The organism is Lysinibacillus sp. ZYM-1 (assembly GCF_001308875.1).
Lineage (GTDB): Bacteria > Bacillota > Bacilli > Bacillales_A > Planococcaceae > Lysinibacillus.
The window spans coordinates 27,001-45,256 of sequence record NZ_KQ465136.1; the positions used below are offsets into that span (position 1 = coordinate 27,001).

18 protein-coding genes are annotated in these 18,256 nt (G+C 36.2%); 10 read left to right on the forward strand and 8 right to left on the reverse strand.

Annotated elements, in window-relative coordinates:
* Positions 1 to 103: 103 nt before the first annotated feature.
* From AO843_RS19485 to AO843_RS19500, 4 genes are all read left to right on the forward strand, one after another.
* Positions 104 to 688, forward strand: coding sequence for a xanthine phosphoribosyltransferase (locus AO843_RS19485; protein ID WP_054612752.1), 585 nt, complete (start codon positions 104 to 106; stop codon positions 686 to 688).
* Positions 688 to 1,986, forward strand: coding sequence for a nucleobase:cation symporter-2 family protein (locus tag AO843_RS19490; protein ID WP_054612734.1), 1,299 nt, complete (start codon positions 688 to 690; stop codon positions 1,984 to 1,986). Before AO843_RS19485 ends, AO843_RS19490 begins: the two co-directional genes overlap by 1 nt.
* A 206-nt stretch (positions 1,987 to 2,192) precedes the next feature.
* On the forward strand, positions 2,193 to 2,540 hold the full coding sequence (locus AO843_RS19495; protein ID WP_054612753.1) for a VOC family protein: 348 nt from the start codon (positions 2,193 to 2,195) through the stop codon (positions 2,538 to 2,540).
* A 300-nt stretch (positions 2,541 to 2,840) separates the two neighbouring features.
* Entirely contained in the window at positions 2,841 to 3,362 is a 522-nt protein-coding gene (locus AO843_RS19500) for a DUF2179 domain-containing protein (protein ID WP_054612735.1), read from the forward strand.
* Positions 3,363 to 3,411: 49 nt separating this feature from the next.
* Here the strand turns inward: AO843_RS19500 and AO843_RS19505 are convergent, their stop codons facing one another.
* A complete protein-coding gene (locus tag AO843_RS19505) occupies positions 3,412 to 4,701 on the reverse strand; it encodes a DUF2252 domain-containing protein (RefSeq protein WP_054612736.1) in 1,290 nt (429 codons plus the stop codon).
* Between the two features lie 172 nt (positions 4,702 to 4,873).
* Between AO843_RS19505 and AO843_RS19510 the strand changes: the two genes are divergently transcribed.
* A complete protein-coding gene (locus AO843_RS19510; RefSeq protein ID WP_054612737.1) occupies positions 4,874 to 5,443 on the forward strand; it encodes a YitT family protein in 570 nt (189 codons plus the stop codon).
* Positions 5,444 to 5,519: 76 nt separating this feature from the next.
* Here the strand turns inward: AO843_RS19510 and AO843_RS19515 are convergent, their stop codons facing one another.
* The 4 genes from AO843_RS19515 to AO843_RS19530 form a co-directional block, all read right to left on the reverse strand.
* A complete protein-coding gene (locus AO843_RS19515; protein WP_054612738.1) occupies positions 5,520 to 6,416 on the reverse strand; it encodes a DMT family transporter in 897 nt (298 codons plus the stop codon).
* Positions 6,417 to 6,518: 102 nt separating this feature from the next.
* Complete coding sequence (locus AO843_RS19520; protein WP_054612739.1) at positions 6,519 to 7,676, reverse strand: PucR family transcriptional regulator; 1,158 nt, start codon at positions 7,674 to 7,676, stop codon at positions 6,519 to 6,521.
* Positions 7,677 to 7,837: 161 nt separating this feature from the next.
* Positions 7,838 to 9,256, reverse strand: coding sequence for an amidase (locus AO843_RS19525; RefSeq protein ID WP_082389543.1), 1,419 nt, complete (start codon positions 9,254 to 9,256; stop codon positions 7,838 to 7,840).
* A complete protein-coding gene (locus tag AO843_RS19530; RefSeq protein ID WP_054612741.1) occupies positions 9,246 to 9,431 on the reverse strand; it encodes a hypothetical protein in 186 nt (61 codons plus the stop codon). Before AO843_RS19530 ends, AO843_RS19525 begins: the two co-directional genes overlap by 11 nt.
* A 327-nt stretch (positions 9,432 to 9,758) precedes the next feature.
* Between AO843_RS19530 and AO843_RS19535 the strand changes: the two genes are divergently transcribed.
* The 3 genes from AO843_RS19535 to AO843_RS19545 all read left to right on the forward strand — a co-directional run bounded on the left by AO843_RS19535 (position 9,759) and on the right by AO843_RS19545 (position 13,304).
* Positions 9,759 to 10,640, forward strand: a complete 882-nt coding sequence (locus tag AO843_RS19535) for an EAL domain-containing protein (RefSeq protein ID WP_054612742.1) — start codon at positions 9,759 to 9,761, stop codon at positions 10,638 to 10,640.
* On the forward strand, positions 10,618 to 11,568 hold the full coding sequence (locus tag AO843_RS19540; RefSeq protein ID WP_054612743.1) for a GGDEF domain-containing protein: 951 nt from the start codon (positions 10,618 to 10,620) through the stop codon (positions 11,566 to 11,568). Before AO843_RS19535 ends, AO843_RS19540 begins: the two co-directional genes overlap by 23 nt.
* A 341-nt stretch (positions 11,569 to 11,909) precedes the next feature.
* Positions 11,910 to 13,304, forward strand: coding sequence for an L-cystine transporter (locus tag AO843_RS19545; RefSeq protein ID WP_054612744.1), 1,395 nt, complete (start codon positions 11,910 to 11,912; stop codon positions 13,302 to 13,304).
* 48 nt (positions 13,305 to 13,352) lie between these two features.
* Here AO843_RS19545 and AO843_RS19550 read toward each other — a convergent pair whose 3' ends face one another.
* The 3 genes from AO843_RS19550 to AO843_RS19560 all read right to left on the reverse strand — a co-directional run bounded on the left by AO843_RS19550 (position 13,353) and on the right by AO843_RS19560 (position 15,678).
* Positions 13,353 to 13,667: a hypothetical protein gene (locus tag AO843_RS19550; RefSeq protein ID WP_054612745.1), complete on the reverse strand. Its 315-nt coding sequence runs from the start codon at positions 13,665 to 13,667 to the stop codon at positions 13,353 to 13,355.
* 100 nt (positions 13,668 to 13,767) lie between these two features.
* Positions 13,768 to 14,307, reverse strand: a complete 540-nt coding sequence (locus AO843_RS19555; protein WP_369814440.1) for an SLOG family protein — start codon at positions 14,305 to 14,307, stop codon at positions 13,768 to 13,770.
* 225 nt (positions 14,308 to 14,532) lie between these two features.
* Positions 14,533 to 15,678: a DUF418 domain-containing protein gene (locus AO843_RS19560; RefSeq protein ID WP_054612747.1), complete on the reverse strand. Its 1,146-nt coding sequence runs from the start codon at positions 15,676 to 15,678 to the stop codon at positions 14,533 to 14,535.
* A gap of 102 nt (positions 15,679 to 15,780) precedes the next feature.
* Between AO843_RS19560 and AO843_RS19565 the strand changes: the two genes are divergently transcribed.
* Positions 15,781 to 16,482 carry a response regulator transcription factor gene (locus tag AO843_RS19565; RefSeq protein WP_054612748.1) on the forward strand — a complete coding sequence of 234 codons (702 nt, stop codon included), beginning with the start codon at positions 15,781 to 15,783 and terminating at the stop codon, positions 16,480 to 16,482.
* Entirely contained in the window at positions 16,479 to 18,116 is a 1,638-nt protein-coding gene (locus tag AO843_RS19570) for a sensor histidine kinase (protein ID WP_054612749.1), read from the forward strand. Before AO843_RS19565 ends, AO843_RS19570 begins: the two co-directional genes overlap by 4 nt.
* Positions 18,117 to 18,256 lie beyond the last annotated feature (140 nt).

Below are 18,256 nucleotides of genomic sequence, written 5' to 3' on the forward strand. Positions count from 1 at the left end.
TTTCGACGTTTTAACGCTGAATGCTTTGCTCCACTCGTAGCTGAATGGGAACAAGGTGTTCAGCGTTTTTTATTAATATTTAAGAAAGAAGGATATGACAGAAATGAAGTTATTACACGACAAAATTATGCAAGAGGGTAAAGTTCTATCATCTTCAGTATTAAAAGTAGATTCATTTTTAAACCATCAAATTGATCCATTATTAATGAAGGAAATTGGCCATGAATTCGCAAATCGTTTCGCTGACCAAGTGATTACAAAGATATTAACAATAGAATCTTCCGGTATCGCACCATCTGTTATGTTAGGGTTAGAAATTGGTGCACCTGTAGTGTTCGCGCGTAAACGCAAATCTTTAACGCTTTCTGATAATCTTTATACATCAAAGGTACACTCATTCACAAAAAATGAGACAAACGATATCTCAGTATCACGCAGTTTTTTATGTGAAGACGACAATATTTTAATTGTTGATGATTTCTTGGCAAATGGTGAAGCAGTTAAAGGCTTACTTGATATTGCGGCACAAGCGGGTGCCAATGTTGTAGGTGTGGGCATTGTTATTGAAAAGGGCTTCCAAGATGGTGGCAAATTATTGCGTGAACAAGGTGTCCGTGTAGAATCATTAGCGATTGTAGATTCTCTTGAAGATGGCAAAGTGACATTTGCTATGGAGGCTCGCGCGTAATGAATACCTTCAAATCAACGACGCTAGCAATTCAACATTTACTTGCGATGTATGCTGGAGCCATCCTAGTGCCACTTATTATTGGAGGGGCAATTGGCTTTAATTCAACACAAATGACGTATTTAGTGGCGATTGATATTATGATGTGCGGGATCGCAACACTTTTACAAGTTTATTCAGGTAAATTTATTGGTATTGGCTTACCTGTAGTACTTGGTTGTACATTTACGGCAGTAAGTCCGATTATTGCTATAGGTACAAAACCAGAGCAAGGTATCACAGATATTTATGGTTCTATTATTGCATCTGGTTTGATTGTCGTCGTTATTGCAGGCTTCTTCGGAAAGCTAGTAAAATTCTTCCCACCAGTAGTTACAGGATCTGTAGTTTCTATTATTGGTATTTCCTTACTGCCAGTAGCTTTAAATAATATGGCAGGTGGACAAGGAGCAGATGACTTTGCATCTGGCTCAAATATTGCTTTAGCATTTATTACATTAGTGATTATTTTAATTGTATATCGTTTTTCTACAGGTTTTGTCCGTGCCATCTCTATTCTAGTTGGATTGGTGGCTGGTACAATCTTAGGGGCATTCATGGGCAAAGTTGATTTTCACCCAGTAGCAGAAGCAGATGTATTCCATATGGTACAGCCATTCTACTTTGGAATGCCAACATTTGATGTAACGGCCATTATTACAATGACACTTGTAGCAATGGTTTCTCTAGTTGAATCATCAGGTGTTTATTTTGCACTAAGCGATATTTGTAATAAAAAATTAGATTCAAAAGATTTAGCTCGTGGCTATCGCTCAGAAGGTCTTGCATCAGTAATCGGTGGTATTTTCAATGCCTTTCCGTACACAACATTCTCACAAAACGTGGGACTAACTCGTATGTCAGGTGTTAAGGACCGTAAAGTTATTTACATCACAGGTGGCTTACTTGTAGCACTTGGCTTTTTACCAAAAATCGCAGCGTTAACAACGATTATTCCAACGTCTGTACTAGGTGCAGCAATGCTTGCGATGTTCGGTATGGTAATCACACAGGGTATGGGTATGCTTGTACCAGTAATGAACGAATCAGCAGAAAATGCGATGATTGCTGCGATTGCAGTAAGTTTAGGTGTCGGTGTATCAGTGGTTCCTGGAATTTTTGATGCACTACCAGAAAAAGTTTCAATTTTAACATCTAACGGTATCGTTTGTGGTTCAGTCACAGCGATTATCCTTAATATTTTATTCAACATGATTGGGCCGAAGCATAAGAATGACCCGATGCATGGGGAAGCATAAAATTTCTCATTAAACTTAACGTTTATAAGTCACCTATCTTTGACTATGGATATAGTTAATAATAGGTGGCTTTTTATATGCGTAAAAGAGTGCATGTTTGAAGTGTTACTATTCAACTGACAAGGGCATGTTAATGAAAGAAGGTATTTGCCTTAAAAACTAGAATTTAAATGAATAACTAATGCGGTAGGAGGGAGATCCTTATGATAATAAAGGGATTGGGAGGAGTCTTTTGGAGGACTAAAAATCTAGAAGAAATAAAAAGATGGTACAGCAATGTCTTAAACATGGAAATAGAAAATTGGAATGGTACTATTATTACACCACAACCTGGAAATGAAACGATATTTTCCCTCTTTTCTGAAAATGATAGCTACTTTCCAGTAGAACAACAAGTGATGTTAAACTTTCAAGTGGAAAATTTAGATGACAGTATTAAACATCTAGAAAAAATAGGTGTTCCCCTTGTGATGGAAAAGACAATTCATGAGTTTGGAAAATTTATTTGGATTGAAGATCCTGAGGGAAGACGTATAGAGCTTTGGGAAAAGTAGTCGTAACACTGTGATAAGAAAAGGAAGATCTAATGTATGGGAGGCAAAATTATAACAATCATCTAAATACACTACATTTGTCATCTTTTTATCTATGGATATAGATTGCGGGAGGTGACTTTTTTTGTTTGTATTGTTATGTAGGTACCTAATGAATTTGGAAGATAAATCCATTTCGAAAGACTTCGATGTTTAGAATTGGGCTATAAGGGAATTTAGAAATAGGATTGTTTTTAATAGAATGTAACTCTATATCTCAACATACACTTATATAAATACTCTCAGAAAGGTCTCGTACAAATGCAAAGTATCGTGTTGATTTTAATACTTCAATTAGTTTATGTACCTTTTTTAACATTACGGACAATATTTTTGGTGAAAAATATTACTTTCCTTGCTGCGATATTCGGTATGCTGGAGATGTTAGTGTATGTATTTGGCCTTTCGCTCGTTTTTAGTGGAAAACAAAGTATGTTAGCAATGGTCGTTTATGCAATTGGTTTTGGGTTAGGTATATTTTTAGGAGCCAAAATTGAACGAAAACTGGCGATTGGCTATGTTTATACAACGATTAATACGCAAAATAAAAATGAAGAGCTTGTGAGATTTCTCCGTAACGAAGGATTTGCTGTTACGATTTATGTTGGAGAGGGGCGAGATAGTAATCGCTATAAATATGAAATCTTAACGAAGAGAAATCGTGAGGCAGAACTCTTTCAAATAGTAGAGCAATTTGAGCCTAATGCGTTTATTATCTCGTATGAGCCGAAGTCATTTAAAGGCGGTTTTTTACTGGCTCGCATGAAGGCTAAGCAGAAATAATTTCTATAGGTAAGGACCTCTGCATTCTAGCCGAGGTCCTTTGCTGTTGCTATTTAAAATTTGTTTCAACCCAGTTTTTGAATAAGTCAAAATCAGTGTAGACCATGTCTTTGTAGCTCATGGCATGTAAAATTATCTGTTCAACAAATACATTATGATTTTTACCAATCGTTTTTAAAATTTCCTCCTCGCTATGATAGGTGAAAACATGGGAATAATCAATATCAGCTCGTGCATGTATTTTAGCTGCTATTTGTCCCATGATCGATGTTGTTGCGAAGTAATCCTCTACGTTTTTATAGTTTTTAGGCTTCATTTTCTTTTTATAAGGAGAACGTTCTCGAATATAGTATTCCTGCCCATTCATGGTGATATAATCTAAATGAGGGTCCTCTAAATGGTGCATGGCTTTTTGTGTCCCAACTACTCGTGCACCTTGATGCTCATAATGTTTCCAGAATTCATCATTGTAAGGAAGGAAATAGGCAGGAATCGCTGTACGTACCTCTTTCATTTCTAATACTAAATCATCTACTCCCGATGCATCCTTTTTGTCTTCCACTAAGATATAGTAACGTTTTAAGCCGATTGAAGCAGTGCCGGAGCCGTGTTTGCAAGCAATATCCTTAATTTTGTATGTAGGGAGTGCACTTGAAATCGCGCTAGATTCCTCTGCAGTAACGGGCTGAATTTCATCATTACTTAAAAATAGGCGTTGCCCGTCTTCATTGACATATGAAATATCCTGTAAGAATTGGGATCGTTGACGTTTCTCAAGCTTTTTCAATAATTTCTTGACGGGCCCCTTTGCATTGTCTTTCGTAAATACGAGAGTTAGGGGATTATCCTGTTTACGCTGAAAACGTTTTAGCTGTTCAATATAGCTGTTGAGTAAATGTTGAATAGCCATTTCTTGATCGGCCTTATGTATGCCTTGTTCCTCTAAATAGAGTGCAATACTGACGCTCATACGAACAATATCGTATAAATAAGAGCCGACATAGCCCTCATCAAAATCATTGACATCGAAAACAATGGTGCCTACTTCATTTTGAAAAGCACCAAAGTTATCCATGTGCATGTCTCCTTGAATCCAAGTTGGTTTGAGAGTAGGCGTATGGAAGATTGAAGCGATTTTTGTCATGTCAAAATAAAATAAATATGCACTTCCACGGAAAAAGCGGAATGGACTTTCAAGCATTTTCTGATACTTCTCCAAACGCTGTGCCTCAGTTAGTTTCATTCGTTGAGCATCAAACTCTTCAAAAATGGTTTTTAAGAGCTCCCTTCTTAAAAAGACTCTTGTATGTTTCACCTGTTCTAATAATGCATGATCCATTAAAAAAACCCCCTTTACGTTATATGTATATACGGAAAATAATTGAATAGGTTTCGAAGAAATTTATCAAAAGTGCTCGATAAAAATGGCTATTGAGCTAGGGTTATTTCATAACATGTTCAATAACCTATTTTCATACTATAAGACATGCTCAGTTACGGAGGGGGGTTATATGTACTTTTTTACAAAAGGTCTTGTCATTATAATAGGAAGTATTTCTTTGTCGTTAGGAATTAACTTATTCTTAACGCCCTATGAAATATTAGATGGGGGAGTTGTAGGTTTAGCGCTAATTTTACATTATTTATATAAGCTAAAGATCGGTTTCATGATTATTATCATTAGTATTCCGATTTTCTTTGTCGCTTGGTTTAAATATAGAGCCTATTTTTACAATAGTATACATGGCTTAATAGCCTCTTCCTTGACGATTGATTTGTTAAAGCCAGTCAGGAATCTCGTTCATATAGATGCCCTTTATAGCGCTATACTTGGAGGGATTCTTGTAGGCTTTGGCATTGGCTTAATGCTCCGATTTCAGACAAGCACTGGGGGGACAGACCTAATTGCACAATTTATATGTGATAAAACAGGTATCAATGTAGGGATATTAATATTTTTTATCGATTCTATTGTCATTGTAATTGGTGGTTTCCTTTTGTCCTCCACTACTTTTTTATTGTCAATTATTACGGTGTTAGTAGTTGGCATAACGACAAGTATTATCACTAGTCGTGTTTAATAACAAGATTTACTTATTAGCGTGCTTAGTTCAACATTTTCGAATATAAAAAAATAGTTCCAGTATGAAACTGAAACTATTTTGGCGTTTGATTATCGAGTGTTTTCATAAGTTTCTTCTTAGGATGCGCTGGTTTGACCTCTGCAATAAGTATTGCGAGTAAAATAAGAACAGCTCCTACAACCATACGGCTCGTTAAGATTTCGTGCAAGAAGATAACGGATAATATCATGCCGAAAAAAGATTCTGTTGATAGAATAATTGCAGCCTTTGTAGCAGTTGTATATTGATTGGCCACATTTTGAAATAGGTAAGCAATTGTTGTTGAAAAAATCCCCAAGTAAATAATCGAATAGATGGCCTCTTTTTCTAGAGACGAAGGGATTTCTCCTTGGCTAATAACCACAAGAATACCTATAAAGGAAGCGGTAAGAAATTGAATGATGGTCAGGGCAATGGCGTCCTCCTTTTGAACAAAAAGATTTGTACAAAAGATATCAAAGGCAAAAGCAACTGCACAAGCTAACGAAAGAGCATCACCAATATTCATCGACAATGAACCCTGTAATGATAAAAAGCCAATTCCTACAATGGCCATTAAGGAGCCGATGATTTCATAGCCATCAATTCGGCGCTTATAAACTGCATAGGCAATTAATGGGACGATAACGACATTTACGGCGGTTAAAAATGCATTTTTTGATGGTGTTGTATATTGAAGTCCAACTGTTTGAAGAGCAAATGCTATATACAATATCGTACCTAATAAAGCACCTTTCCATACTACGGATTTTGATGCTTTTTTTAATCGGGAACCAAATAAAACAGTTAATATTATCGATGCTAATAAAAATCTACCAGCCATCACTTGATAAGCTGTTAAATATTCTAAGGCTATGGCTGTTATAACAAATCCACTACCCCAAACAATTGCAGTAACCAATAGCATGCCATCAGCTATGTAAGTTTTCATGATTCTTCCTCCTAACTACAATAGAATAGCATAGGAAAGAAGAAAATAATTTGATTTTATTTCTAAATATTCAGGCGTTTTTTTGTACTTATTCCAAAGCGACTATTCATCTCTCAATTTGCTATGTAATAAGTACAATTTAACGGCTGCAGCTAGACGCTCATAAAATACATAATCATTATCTGCAGGTACTACTAATTGACGTATTTTAGCCATGCGATAGCGGATTGTATTAGGATGGCAAAAATGGGCAACAGCTACTTCTTTAATATTTCCTTTTTTTATAATATAAGTCTTGGCTGTTTTTAATAAATCGGGATCTACCTTATCATCAAGTAAAGGCGCTAAAAAAGAGGTGACATAATCCATGGCAAATGTGGGATCTTTACGATACAACTCAATTAATAATTGATCTGATGCAAGGGACCTATAATGACAGCTCGGTATCATGTCAATTTCAGCAAAAACACGGGCAAAAAAGGCTTCTCGTAAAGCAGTAGGGAACCCTGTTTGAGTCTCGTACCAACCGCTGTAGCCAAAAGTAAATGCTTCAGCGGGGATTGCATATAATGTTAACCATTCATGTATGAATCTTTCAAATTGAAACTGCTGAGATGGGTGAGTCATGATGATAAAAAGACTTTGCTTATAGGAACAAATTAGACCAGATTTTAATAGAGGCTCTAATGATAAAAATTCTTTATTCCAATTATAGCAGGAATCTTTTGTCCGTATATTAGCGATAAATACATACTTTTCGAAGGGTCTGTCGATCTGCTGTAAAATCGACTTCAGTTGCTCTTGTGCAAGATCCTCCTCCATTAATCTTCGTAAAATAGTTTCTAAAAAGAACGAGTAATCCTGTGTTTTAGCATAAGCCATCGTTTCTAAAATAATTTTTTCAAAAAACTCATCTCCACCAAATCTTAAGATAGGGAAATTTTGTTCTTCAGCATAATTCAAAACCTCTTCAGGTAAATCTTTAAAAATAACAGGTTTATATGCTAAGGCGCTTGCCCCAAGCTCAATCAAACTTTTGACTGCATTTAATAAATACTCGGGTTTTTGCTTTGCAAATAATAAGCTACTTAACACAACGCTGTTGGGCGTGAAAATTGTATCCCGCACATGATGTATATCTGGCGAAAATTCAAAGTCGAGTATTTCTACATTTTGAACAGCTTTATGCAAACCGTTGTGACCAGCAACAACGGTAAAATCTTTTGTAATGGGTAGTTGTAAAAAGTTTTCTACATTCATGATTGGATCATTGCCTTTCCCGTAGTAAGCTACTATCTTCTATTATAAAAGTACTCATCAATAAAAAACCATTAGTATTGATAAGAGTGTATGCCCAATGAAAAAAATCTGCTCATTCAACGGAATAACGTGAAGTGAGCAGATTTTTCAATATTTATAGATTAAATATTAGCAAAGATATTAGGCTTTCTGTTTTTTAATGGATTCGTCTGTTCTAAGGCATACCCTACATTTAAAATACGTCCTTCTTTAAAGGCAGGTCCTATAATTTGTAGACCAATTGGTAAGTTTCCTTTAAAGCCGCAAGGAACGGAAAGGGCAGGTAAGCCTGTTAAGTTGCTCGGGCCAGTAAAGCGAATAATATTATCAATTAAATCCACTTTTTTACCGTTTAACTCTGCGAAATCATCACCAATAGTACTTGCCACAACAGGTAGGGTAGGGGTAATCAGTACATCTATCTGGGTGAAAATCTCAGTAAACTCCTGCTTAATTTGACGGCGTACCTGTTGAGCCTGTAGGTAATCAACCGCAGAAGGCAATTCTCCTAGTTCAAATAATAAACGGATATCGTCTCCGAAATCTTGAGGTCTCTTTTGTAAATCTGAATGGTGTATGGCAGCTGCCTCCGAAAGGGATGTCACAAGCTCGGCCCATTCAGCATATTGTAAGGATGGAAGACGCACTACTTCCACCTTTGCTCCTTGATCCACTAAACTTTGAATGCTCGCTCGAACAGCCTTTTCTATGTCAGCATCGACATCTTTAAAGAAGTATTCTTCATTGATGCCAATGACTAAATCCTTGATATTGCCTGATAGCTGCTGCACATAGTTGTCCGTTGGTACATCGATGCAAGTAGGGTCTCGATGATCAAAACCAGAAATGACTTCAAGCAAGCCCGCTGCATCCTTTACTGTTTTTGTCATTGGACCGATATGGTCTAAGCTCCAAGCAAGTGGATAACAGCCATATTTACTAACACGCCCATGCGTAGGCTTTAAACCAACAATTCCACAGGCAGAAGATGGAATACGAATCGAGCCCGCAGTATCAGTTCCTAGTGAGGCAACACTTGCACCAGCTGCAACGGCTGCCCCAGAACCTCCGCTAGAACCACCAGGAATCTTATCTAAATCCCATGGGTTGCGAACAGGTCCGTAATGAGGGTTGTTATTGGTAATTCCCCAAGCATATTCATGCATGCTTAATTTCCCAGTGAAAATAACACCTGCGTCACGAAGTTTTTCTACGACTGTCGCATCATAATCTGAAACGAAGTCCTTATGAATTTTTGAGGACATCGTTGTTATTTTATCTTTAAAATACAAGTTATCCTTTAAAGCCATAGGAATTCCATGATACATTCCTTTGTATTGGCCTTGGAGAATCTCATTTTCTATTTTTTTTGATTGAGCTAATGCTTCTTCTCGGTAAAAGGCCATATAGGCATTAATCTTAGGTTGACTTTCCTCAGCAAAGTCCAGAATGGCTTTCGTTAGTTCCACGGGAGATAATGTCTTCGACTCGAGTAAAGGTGCCAGTTCTTCAACGGATTTTAAATGTAAATCAGTTGTCAAGATGATCACCTCCAGGAATGCTTCGCACAGCGATATCCGCATCATCAATCGCAATACCTTCTAGATGGCTGCGAAGTGACTGTATACCTTCCCAGCGTGTTTTTAATAGTTCAAGGTGTTCAGGTTTCGGTGTAATTCCTTTGTTCTCCAATAATTGTTGAATAGACAAGCTCATTAACAAGATCCTCCCTTGAATAATTTTATTATCTAAATAGGTTTCCCTATTAAGACCAATTTCAAAAAACACAAAAACTTATAATAGGTAATATAATACTATTATTACAATCATACACTAATAATAGTTTATATCAAATATATTATTTGTAATAGCATAAATATTGTGAAAAATTTACTATCTAATACATACTAAGACAAGCTTAATTTTCGGAAAGAAATATCCTGTAATCTAGTGCTAGAGTCTGCTCTTTTTACATGCGATTCACAGTCTATTTACAATCGAAGCGTACAATGGACCATAATAACCAATTGAAGAGGTGCAAGCATGGAGTCTGCTGAGGAACAAAGTATAAAAACTAATAACATTTTTTCCTTTTTAAAATATATGTATGGGCAACATCAAAGCAATACGTTATATATGAAACGTTTAAAAGCATTAAAGCAAATTATTCAACAAAATAATTTACATACATACTTTCAGCCTATTGTGGATTTACAGACACAGCAAACTATGGGATTTGAAGCTTTAAACCGTCCAGTACCCTCAGAATTGTTTAATAGTGTCGATCAGTTTTATGAGTTTGTAGGACAAACAGATCGCGTATTTTTATTTGAGTGTTTTTGTAGAAATCTTTCCTTACAACGCTTCAAGGAACGCATGCACAAAGATTTGGTGGATAAGAACTTTATAGTGTTTCTTAATATACACCCAAATGTATTATTAGATAAAAAATATCACAGTGGAGAGACACTGCAATTATTAAAGGAACTTGGCATTAAACCCCAGCAAGTAGTCTTTGAATTAACTGAGCGTAGCGCGGTTATAGATTTTGTTGAGTTTGAACGTGTATTATCACATTATCGATCCCAGGGTTATCGTATTGCGGTAGACGATGTAGGCTCGGGCTACAATAGCTTGAAAACACTTATTTATTTAAAGCCAGAATTTATTAAATTAGATCGTTCATTAATTCAATGCATTGACCAAATTAGTGAGCAGCAGCAACTTGTTACATTGTTAATGAAATATGCTGAACAGGCCAAAACTAAAATTATTGCTGAAGGAATTGAACGACAGGAAGAACTTGAGTATCTGCATCGTATCGGTATTCACTATGCGCAAGGATATGCGATAGGAAAGCCCGCAAAGGAAATACATTTGGGGAAAATAAGGGTGGGTGACCATGAAGATTGGGGAAGTCATTGAAAAGGTTCCGTGTATTGATGAATTTGTGAAAAATAAAGAAGTAGATGTGCTTTTTACGAGTAATCCTTCATTGCGTAGTGTTGTTGTAGTTCGTGATGAAAAACCAATTGGACATATTACACGTACACATTTCTATCAAAAAATAGGTACTCGGTATGGCTATCATTTATTTATGGGTCGGCAAAATCAACTGATCATTAAAGAAAATCCTTTAATTGTAGATCGAAATATACCTATCACAGAGGTCAGTACTCAAGCAATGTCTAGACCTCCGGAGGACTTATATGATGATGTGATTGTAACTAAAAATGACTTATATCATGGAATGGTAAGTATACGGGAGCTGTTGTTAAAGCTCGTCGACACACAGGTGGCTATTGCCAGCTTTTTGAATCCATTAAGTAGTTTGCCTGGCAATAAATTAATTGATGAAAAGCTAGAAGAAGCATTAAAGCTATCGCGATTTAGTTTAATATATTTTGATTTAGATCATTTTAAATCTTATAATGACACCTATGGTTTTAATAAAGGCGATAAAATTTTACTGTATTTAACAGATATACTCAAAAGACATATATGTGAGGTAGATGTTTTTTTAGGGCATATTGGTGGCGATGACTTTGTGGCGATTTTGCCTCATTATGAGGCTGCCTCGATTTGCCAGAGAATTATTGATGAGTTTGATGCATGTATTTTGAGTTTTTATGAGTTAGAGGATCTCGAATATATACAAGTTGCTAATAGGGCTGGAAAACTGGAGCCCTTAACATGCACTACCTTATCGGTTGCAGTTATTACGAATGAACATCAATATTTTGACTCCGTAGAACAATTGTCTAATGCGGTGACGCACGTGAAAAAACAATGTAAAAAAATCACAGGAAGCTGTTATTTGATTAATAAACAAGAAACCTACTTCGTTCATTAAACGATGTAGGTTTTTGTTAGTGTGTGGGCTTTCTTGGGTATTAATTCTGTAATCACCTGAGCATTTTAATTGTTTAAAGTAATAATGTTGTCACCAATCAAAGTATTAGTGACTAAAATATCCATACCACTAAAATAAATAATTATTTTTTGTACAAAGTAAGCCTTATTAAAGTAAATCATTTTATAAACGATTGTTTTAGGTTTTAAGGGCATAATGAAAGGCATGAAATCGTTTATATTTTATGAATTTATTAATCTTAATAAAACATACTTGAATTATAGGGATTATGGGTATATAATTCGATTACATTATTATAAAACACCTTAGGAGGCATTCCATTGTCGAATTTACAAATCATTCTTAACGTAGCAGTATTACTTGTGTTCGTTGGAATTTTATATGTTATGAATAAAAAACACGTTAAATTTTCAAATCGTGTTTTTGCAGGTCTAGGTTTAGGGATTTTACTTGGTCTTGGACTTCATTTTATCTACGGTATAGATTCAGAAGTATTAGCCAAAACAACATCTTGGTACAATATTATAGGTACTGGGTATGTTAAATTGTTACAAATGGTTGCAATGCCATTAGTGTTTATCTCCATTTTAATTGCCTTTACAAAAATGAAAATTGGCAAAAATTTTGGGAAAATGGCAGCACTTATTTTGGCTATTTTAATTGGTACAACAGCTGTTTCAGCAGCAGTAGGTATTCTATCTGCAACGGTATTTGATTTAGATGCAACACATATTTTACAAGGTGAAGCGGAAACAGCACGAGGGCAATATCTTGAGGAAAAAACAACTGGTTTAGCAGCACCGGATTTACCAACACAAATTGTTGAGCTATTCCCAGCAAATCCATTCCTTGATTTAACTGGAGCTCGTTCAACTTCAACAATTGCTGTAGTAATTTTCTCAGCATTCCTTGGTTTTGCTTACTTACGTGTGGCACGTAAAGATGAAGGAACAGCAGCTACAATCAAAAAAGGCTTAGATGCCATTTATGCCCTTGTTATGGGTGTAGTAACTATCATTTTACGTTTAACACCATACGGAATTCTAGCTATTATGGCGCGTACAGTAGCAACATCAGATTTCGGTGCCATCTATAACTTAGGTAAGTTTGTGATTGCCTCTTATGCAGCTTTAATAATTGTATTTTTAGTACACTTATTAATCTTGACATTAAGTGGATTAAACCCAATTACGTATGTGAAAAAGTCTGCGGAAACATTATTATTCGCCTTTACGTCACGTTCAAGTGCCGGTACTTTACCGATGAATATTAAAACGCAAACAGGGCGTCTAGGGGTATCTGAGGGTATCGCAAACTTCTCAGGTTCATTTGGTTTATCCATCGGTCAGAACGGCTGTGCGGGTGTATATCCTGCCATGCTAGCGATTATGATCGCACCAACAGTAGGCATCAATCCTCTTGATCCTGTGTTCATTATTACAGTTATCGCAGTAGTTGCGGTTAGCTCGTTTGGTGTAGCAGGAGTTGGTGGTGGTGCAACATTTGCAGCAATCCTTGTATTATCAGCTCTTGATTTGCCAGTTGCTCTTGCAGGTGTATTAATCTCAGTTGAGCCTTTAATTGATATGGGACGTACTGCTTTGAATGTAAGTGGTTCAATGACAGCTGGTGTTACAACAGCTCGTATTACAAAAGAATTGGATACAGAAATGTATAATAATAAAGAATTAGGTGCTCAAGTATCAGACCTATAAGAAGATAGAAGAACCCCCTTTAAAGGTATACCTTTAAAGGGGGTTGCTTTATATTATCTTGACATAAAAATCCTTGCCATTGATTAGCTCAGTAATCTCAGTATTAAAGTGTACTTTATAATATTCATAAATATTGTAGGCTAAACCGGAGTGTCCATTTAAATAAGTTCCCTTTTTAATTTCTTTACGTGGGTTATGGAAATCAAAATATAAGCGGGAATCCCTATTCATGGAATTTAATATGGCTAGAAATTCTTGTTCTTCAATATGAATGCCACGTGTATACCTACACTCTCTGCGATACGTATCGTGAGCAACATTTACGGGAGAAGCTTCAAGAATTATTTCTATTTGTTTATTCAAATGATGACAGCTCCTTTCGAATTGTGATCAAAAAGTCAGCTACAAACAATATATTTCATAATACTATTATATAATTGTTAGAAAATTATATCAATTTTTTCTACCAGTCTTGTTGTTGTACTTCTTCTGCTATAATCTGTAAATCGTAGGCGTTGATCATTAAAAACGTATAGTCATGAGACTCCATAAATTTTTCTGCAAGCCGCTTGATATATTTTGGAGAGCCTTCATTTTCTTCATCATAAATTAATAATAATCCATCTGTATTTTGAATAATAAATTTATCCTTCTCGATAAATTGCCAAGGTGCTTCGTACGGTTTTTTTGTAACGCTTGTGACGAAATCTGCTTGGGCAATTAACGTTTGATACTTTTCTTTTTTATGATCCTGCCAATTTTTCTCCTGCTCTAAAAAGGGTGTTATGACTGCATATTTTAAGTGAGGAAATTCCTTCTTTAGTATCCATACAACTTCAGCACTCCAAGACTCTACACCTTGTTGACCACTGATAATAACCCATTCAAGGCCTTCATCAAGTAGCGTACGTAGACGGTTTTCCAATGCCTTTTTAATGATGCTAATACCAGGATGTTTATCATTAAAAATACCAAGTTCATGTGGCTTATAGCCTGTAATCATTATGCGTGATAACAACAAAATGCCCCCTAAGCTGTATAGTAGTAGTAATAGTATACAGTAGGGGGGCAAGGAAAACGAATGCCGAGATATTATCTATTAAAATGCAATAGTGTTAAAATTACTGCTACAGCCGCACAAATACCTAAAAACCACCACGAGTCTGTAAAGTCTTCTTTAGAGTCACTATTCATATGAAGTAATTCCTTTCTTATATAGCAGTTTGTTCTAGTCTTGCTTCACCTGACCAGTCCAAGACCAATTCGTCCATATACGTAAGATTGTTTCAAATGGACCACGTTTAAATTTCTTTAAATAGGCAAGGCTGAAAACGCATTGCAAGCTGTAAACTACAATTCCGAATAGGATGCCGCCAAAGACGCCTAGTTTTCCATATAATCCAAGACCATAGCCATAAAAAACAGTTGTACAAATGATCGTTTGTAGTAAATAATTGGTTAATGACAGTTTTCCCACGCTCTCGAATGCAGGAGCAAGAAGCTGTACAGGGCGTGTTTTATAAATTAACGCTGCAAGGCAGACATAGCCAATTGCTAATAATTGAGAGCCGCCCATTAATAAGATGGAAGAAAGATTACTTTCTATAAAACTAATACTTTTACATGCGAGACCTATAGGAACTAAGAGTGCACCTATCTTATACCATTTTACTTCCTCATCCATCTTCACAAAGGCCTGCTTTTTAGCGAGTGCCATACCGAAGAGGAATAGGGGAGCATAGAACATCGGTGCAAAAATTAATAAAATGAAGACGAAGGAAGGATCCTCCATTCCAGGTACTTCTGCATTTGCTCGGAAATCAAAAATTTCAAAATAGCTTCCATTAGCGTAGACATCATCTGCTTGTTCAATGTAAGTATCCATTTCCTTTTGTTCCTTTTTAGAGGCTTCCATAGAACCGTACGTCAATGCCGTCGTTAGTACAAATAGAATACTAGCCCAAATAAATAAAGTTTTTGGTTTACGATTAATAAATGGAATTAAAAATAACATCATACAACCATAAGAAAAAAGAATATCGCCTTCCCATAATAAAATGGAATGTAATAAGCCGAGAGCAATTAAACCGGTTGCACGGCGTAAAATAGACCAGCGGCTTTTATTTTTTTTTCTTCGAATGGATTCAATTAATTTAATAAGCGAGAAGCCGAATAAAATAGTGAAGATGGGCATAAATGAGCCTTCAATTACAGTCTTTACAAAATATAAAGCGCCAGTATCTAAGGTAGAAAGATTTTTCAACTCATCTTTGCCATACATCCCAAACTGGAAAATCAGCAAATTCGCCATTAAGATGCCAAATAAACTAAACCCACGCATTGTATCAATGAAAGTAACACGATTAGTTGTCATTGCGTTTTATCTCCTTAATTGGTTATCTTATACAAGAATAGTTGAGGAAGCTTATGGTGAAATAATGACTACCTTAAAGTAATCTTAAAAGTAGGTGAGGAAATGCAGAAAGCATCCATTTTAGTGTTAGAGGATGAACGTGCGATTGCTGAAATGATTGATATCATTTTAAGAAAAGAAGGAATGACAAACATTACATTATGTAACACGATAGAAGAAGCAAAATCCGAAATTTATACTAAAACATTTGATTTTTATCTTTTAGATATTATGTTGCCGGATGGTAATGGCTTCGATGTGGCGAATATTATTCGGGAAAAAAGTGATGCTCCTATTTTTTATTTAACAGCTAAAAGCAGTGACGCAGATAAACTTCGTGGTTTTATGAATGGGGCAGATGATTATATTACAAAACCATTTAGCCCACTCGAGCTTGTTGCTAGGGTGAAGGTACAGTTAGCCCGTTACATGAAGAAAAAGCAAGTCTCAGAAAAGCACCTTTTTACATGTAGTCGTTTTACATTCGATATTGATGCAGCAGAAATCACTGTAGAAGGTGTAAAAGAAATCATTAGTGGTCGTTTGTTTCATCTACTGAAATATCTATGCGACAATCCAGGGCAAGTACTATCGAAAGAGCAAATCTACGAGCGTGTATGGGGAGATTGTTTGTTTGATGATAATACAGTGATGGTACATATACGAAAACTACGGGAAAAAATCGAAAAAAATCCTGGAAAGCCAACTTGTATTATAACGGTCAGAGGTATTGGCTATAAACTTGTTGGGGATGTTTCTTCATGAAGCCAGCAGGGAAATTAACGCTTCGTTTTGTATCTTATTTCATCATATTCTACCTATTAATCATTTCAGGCTTTATTATGAGCTTGGTATTTTTTGCAATTTTTATTAACGATCGTGTAGGGGACAATATTCATGTCATGAGCTCCTTTGAAATTGAGAACGATGCCGTTGTTGAAAAAGGAGATTCTGTTAAAATTGCTGATTATTTAGTAAAACGTGCAAAGGAAAATTCAGGTCAACTCTACTTATTTGATCAGTCGATGACCATTGTTGATTATACGGGGAATATATGTGAATTATGTGGAATGCCTGATAGCGAAATTTTCGCATTGAAACAGCCAGGTATGCATACATGGGAACTTCCAAAATACTACTTGTTATTTCTACCGATTTCGCCTGTTCGCCCACTTTTTGAGGAGGCCATTGATAATTGGTTAGCAACAGGGGGAATTTCAGATGTGACACTTCAGCGTTTAAAAGAACGTAAAGCTAGTGTTGAAATCTATGATACGCAATGGAATAGGACGGACATTATAGGAAAACGATATGAAAAGCTGAGTAAGCCCCAACTGCTGGAGGAGAAATATGATCTTTTTGAGCATAAGGAACTTAGGCAAAGTACAACATTAGCAGATGATTCCACATTTGTTGTACGCATGCCTAATCCATCCTATAAACCATTTGAAGAGCCTTTCAATAAAGCCATGATCTTGTTTGTTTCTATTTTCTTTGGCGGGCACATTATTTTATTGCTGGGCGTCATTTTTTTATCTATTAGTATTTCGCGACAATTTGTGCGCCCACTCGTTTATGTGATATCACGCATTGAGCGACTTACCCAATTCGATTACAGTGATATAAGTGATAAGAAAATCCATCATAAGAAAACAGGGAAATTGAAACGGAAATTTAAATTATTCCAACCAGTAGAGGAATCGCTGAATCATTTGTCTGAGCGACTTGATTCAAATGAAAGGCAGATTAAGCAATCGGAGCAGTTACGTGAGGAGTGGATAACAGGTTTATCGCACGACTTAAAGACGCCCTTAAGCTCTATTTATGGCTATTCCACAATGCTTGCCTCTGAAGACTATGAGTGGACAAAGGACGAAATGCGTATTTTTGCGCAAACTATGCAGGAAAAGGCAACATACATGGATGCGCTCATTCGAGATTTAACGTACACGTACCAGTTAAAAAATAAGGCCATACAACTTGATAAGGTATCGCTTCCGTTGGCTTCATGGTTAACACAATTTGCAGACGAACAGGTAAGCGTAAACGTTTATGGTGATGTGTTGCTACAAGCAGATGAACTTTTACTCAAGCGGATTATGGATAATTTATTAACCAATGCGAAGAAGTATACGCCTGTAGGCACGAAGGTAATGGTGGAAGCGCAACATACTGCTAATGAAGTAATGCTAACAATTACAGATCAAGGTCCTGGTATTCCTCAGGAAGAGCTCGATAACCTATTCGAACGCTATTACCGAGGAACTAACACTACAGATGATATAACAGGAACAGGGTTAGGACTAGCTATAACGAAACAGCTTATTGATCTTCACAATGGCACCATTAGTGTTCGTTCGGGTCGAGATGGCACGGTCTTCATTCTAAAATTTCAGTGACAATAAAAAGAGGTATCAAAATCCATTTGATACCTCTTTTATTATTGTATCTTTTGAAAACCCCTTGCTATGCAAGGGGTTCTAAAGAGCTTCTAGCTATGGACAAGAAAAAAACCCCAGCCGTACAATGAATTCAGGTC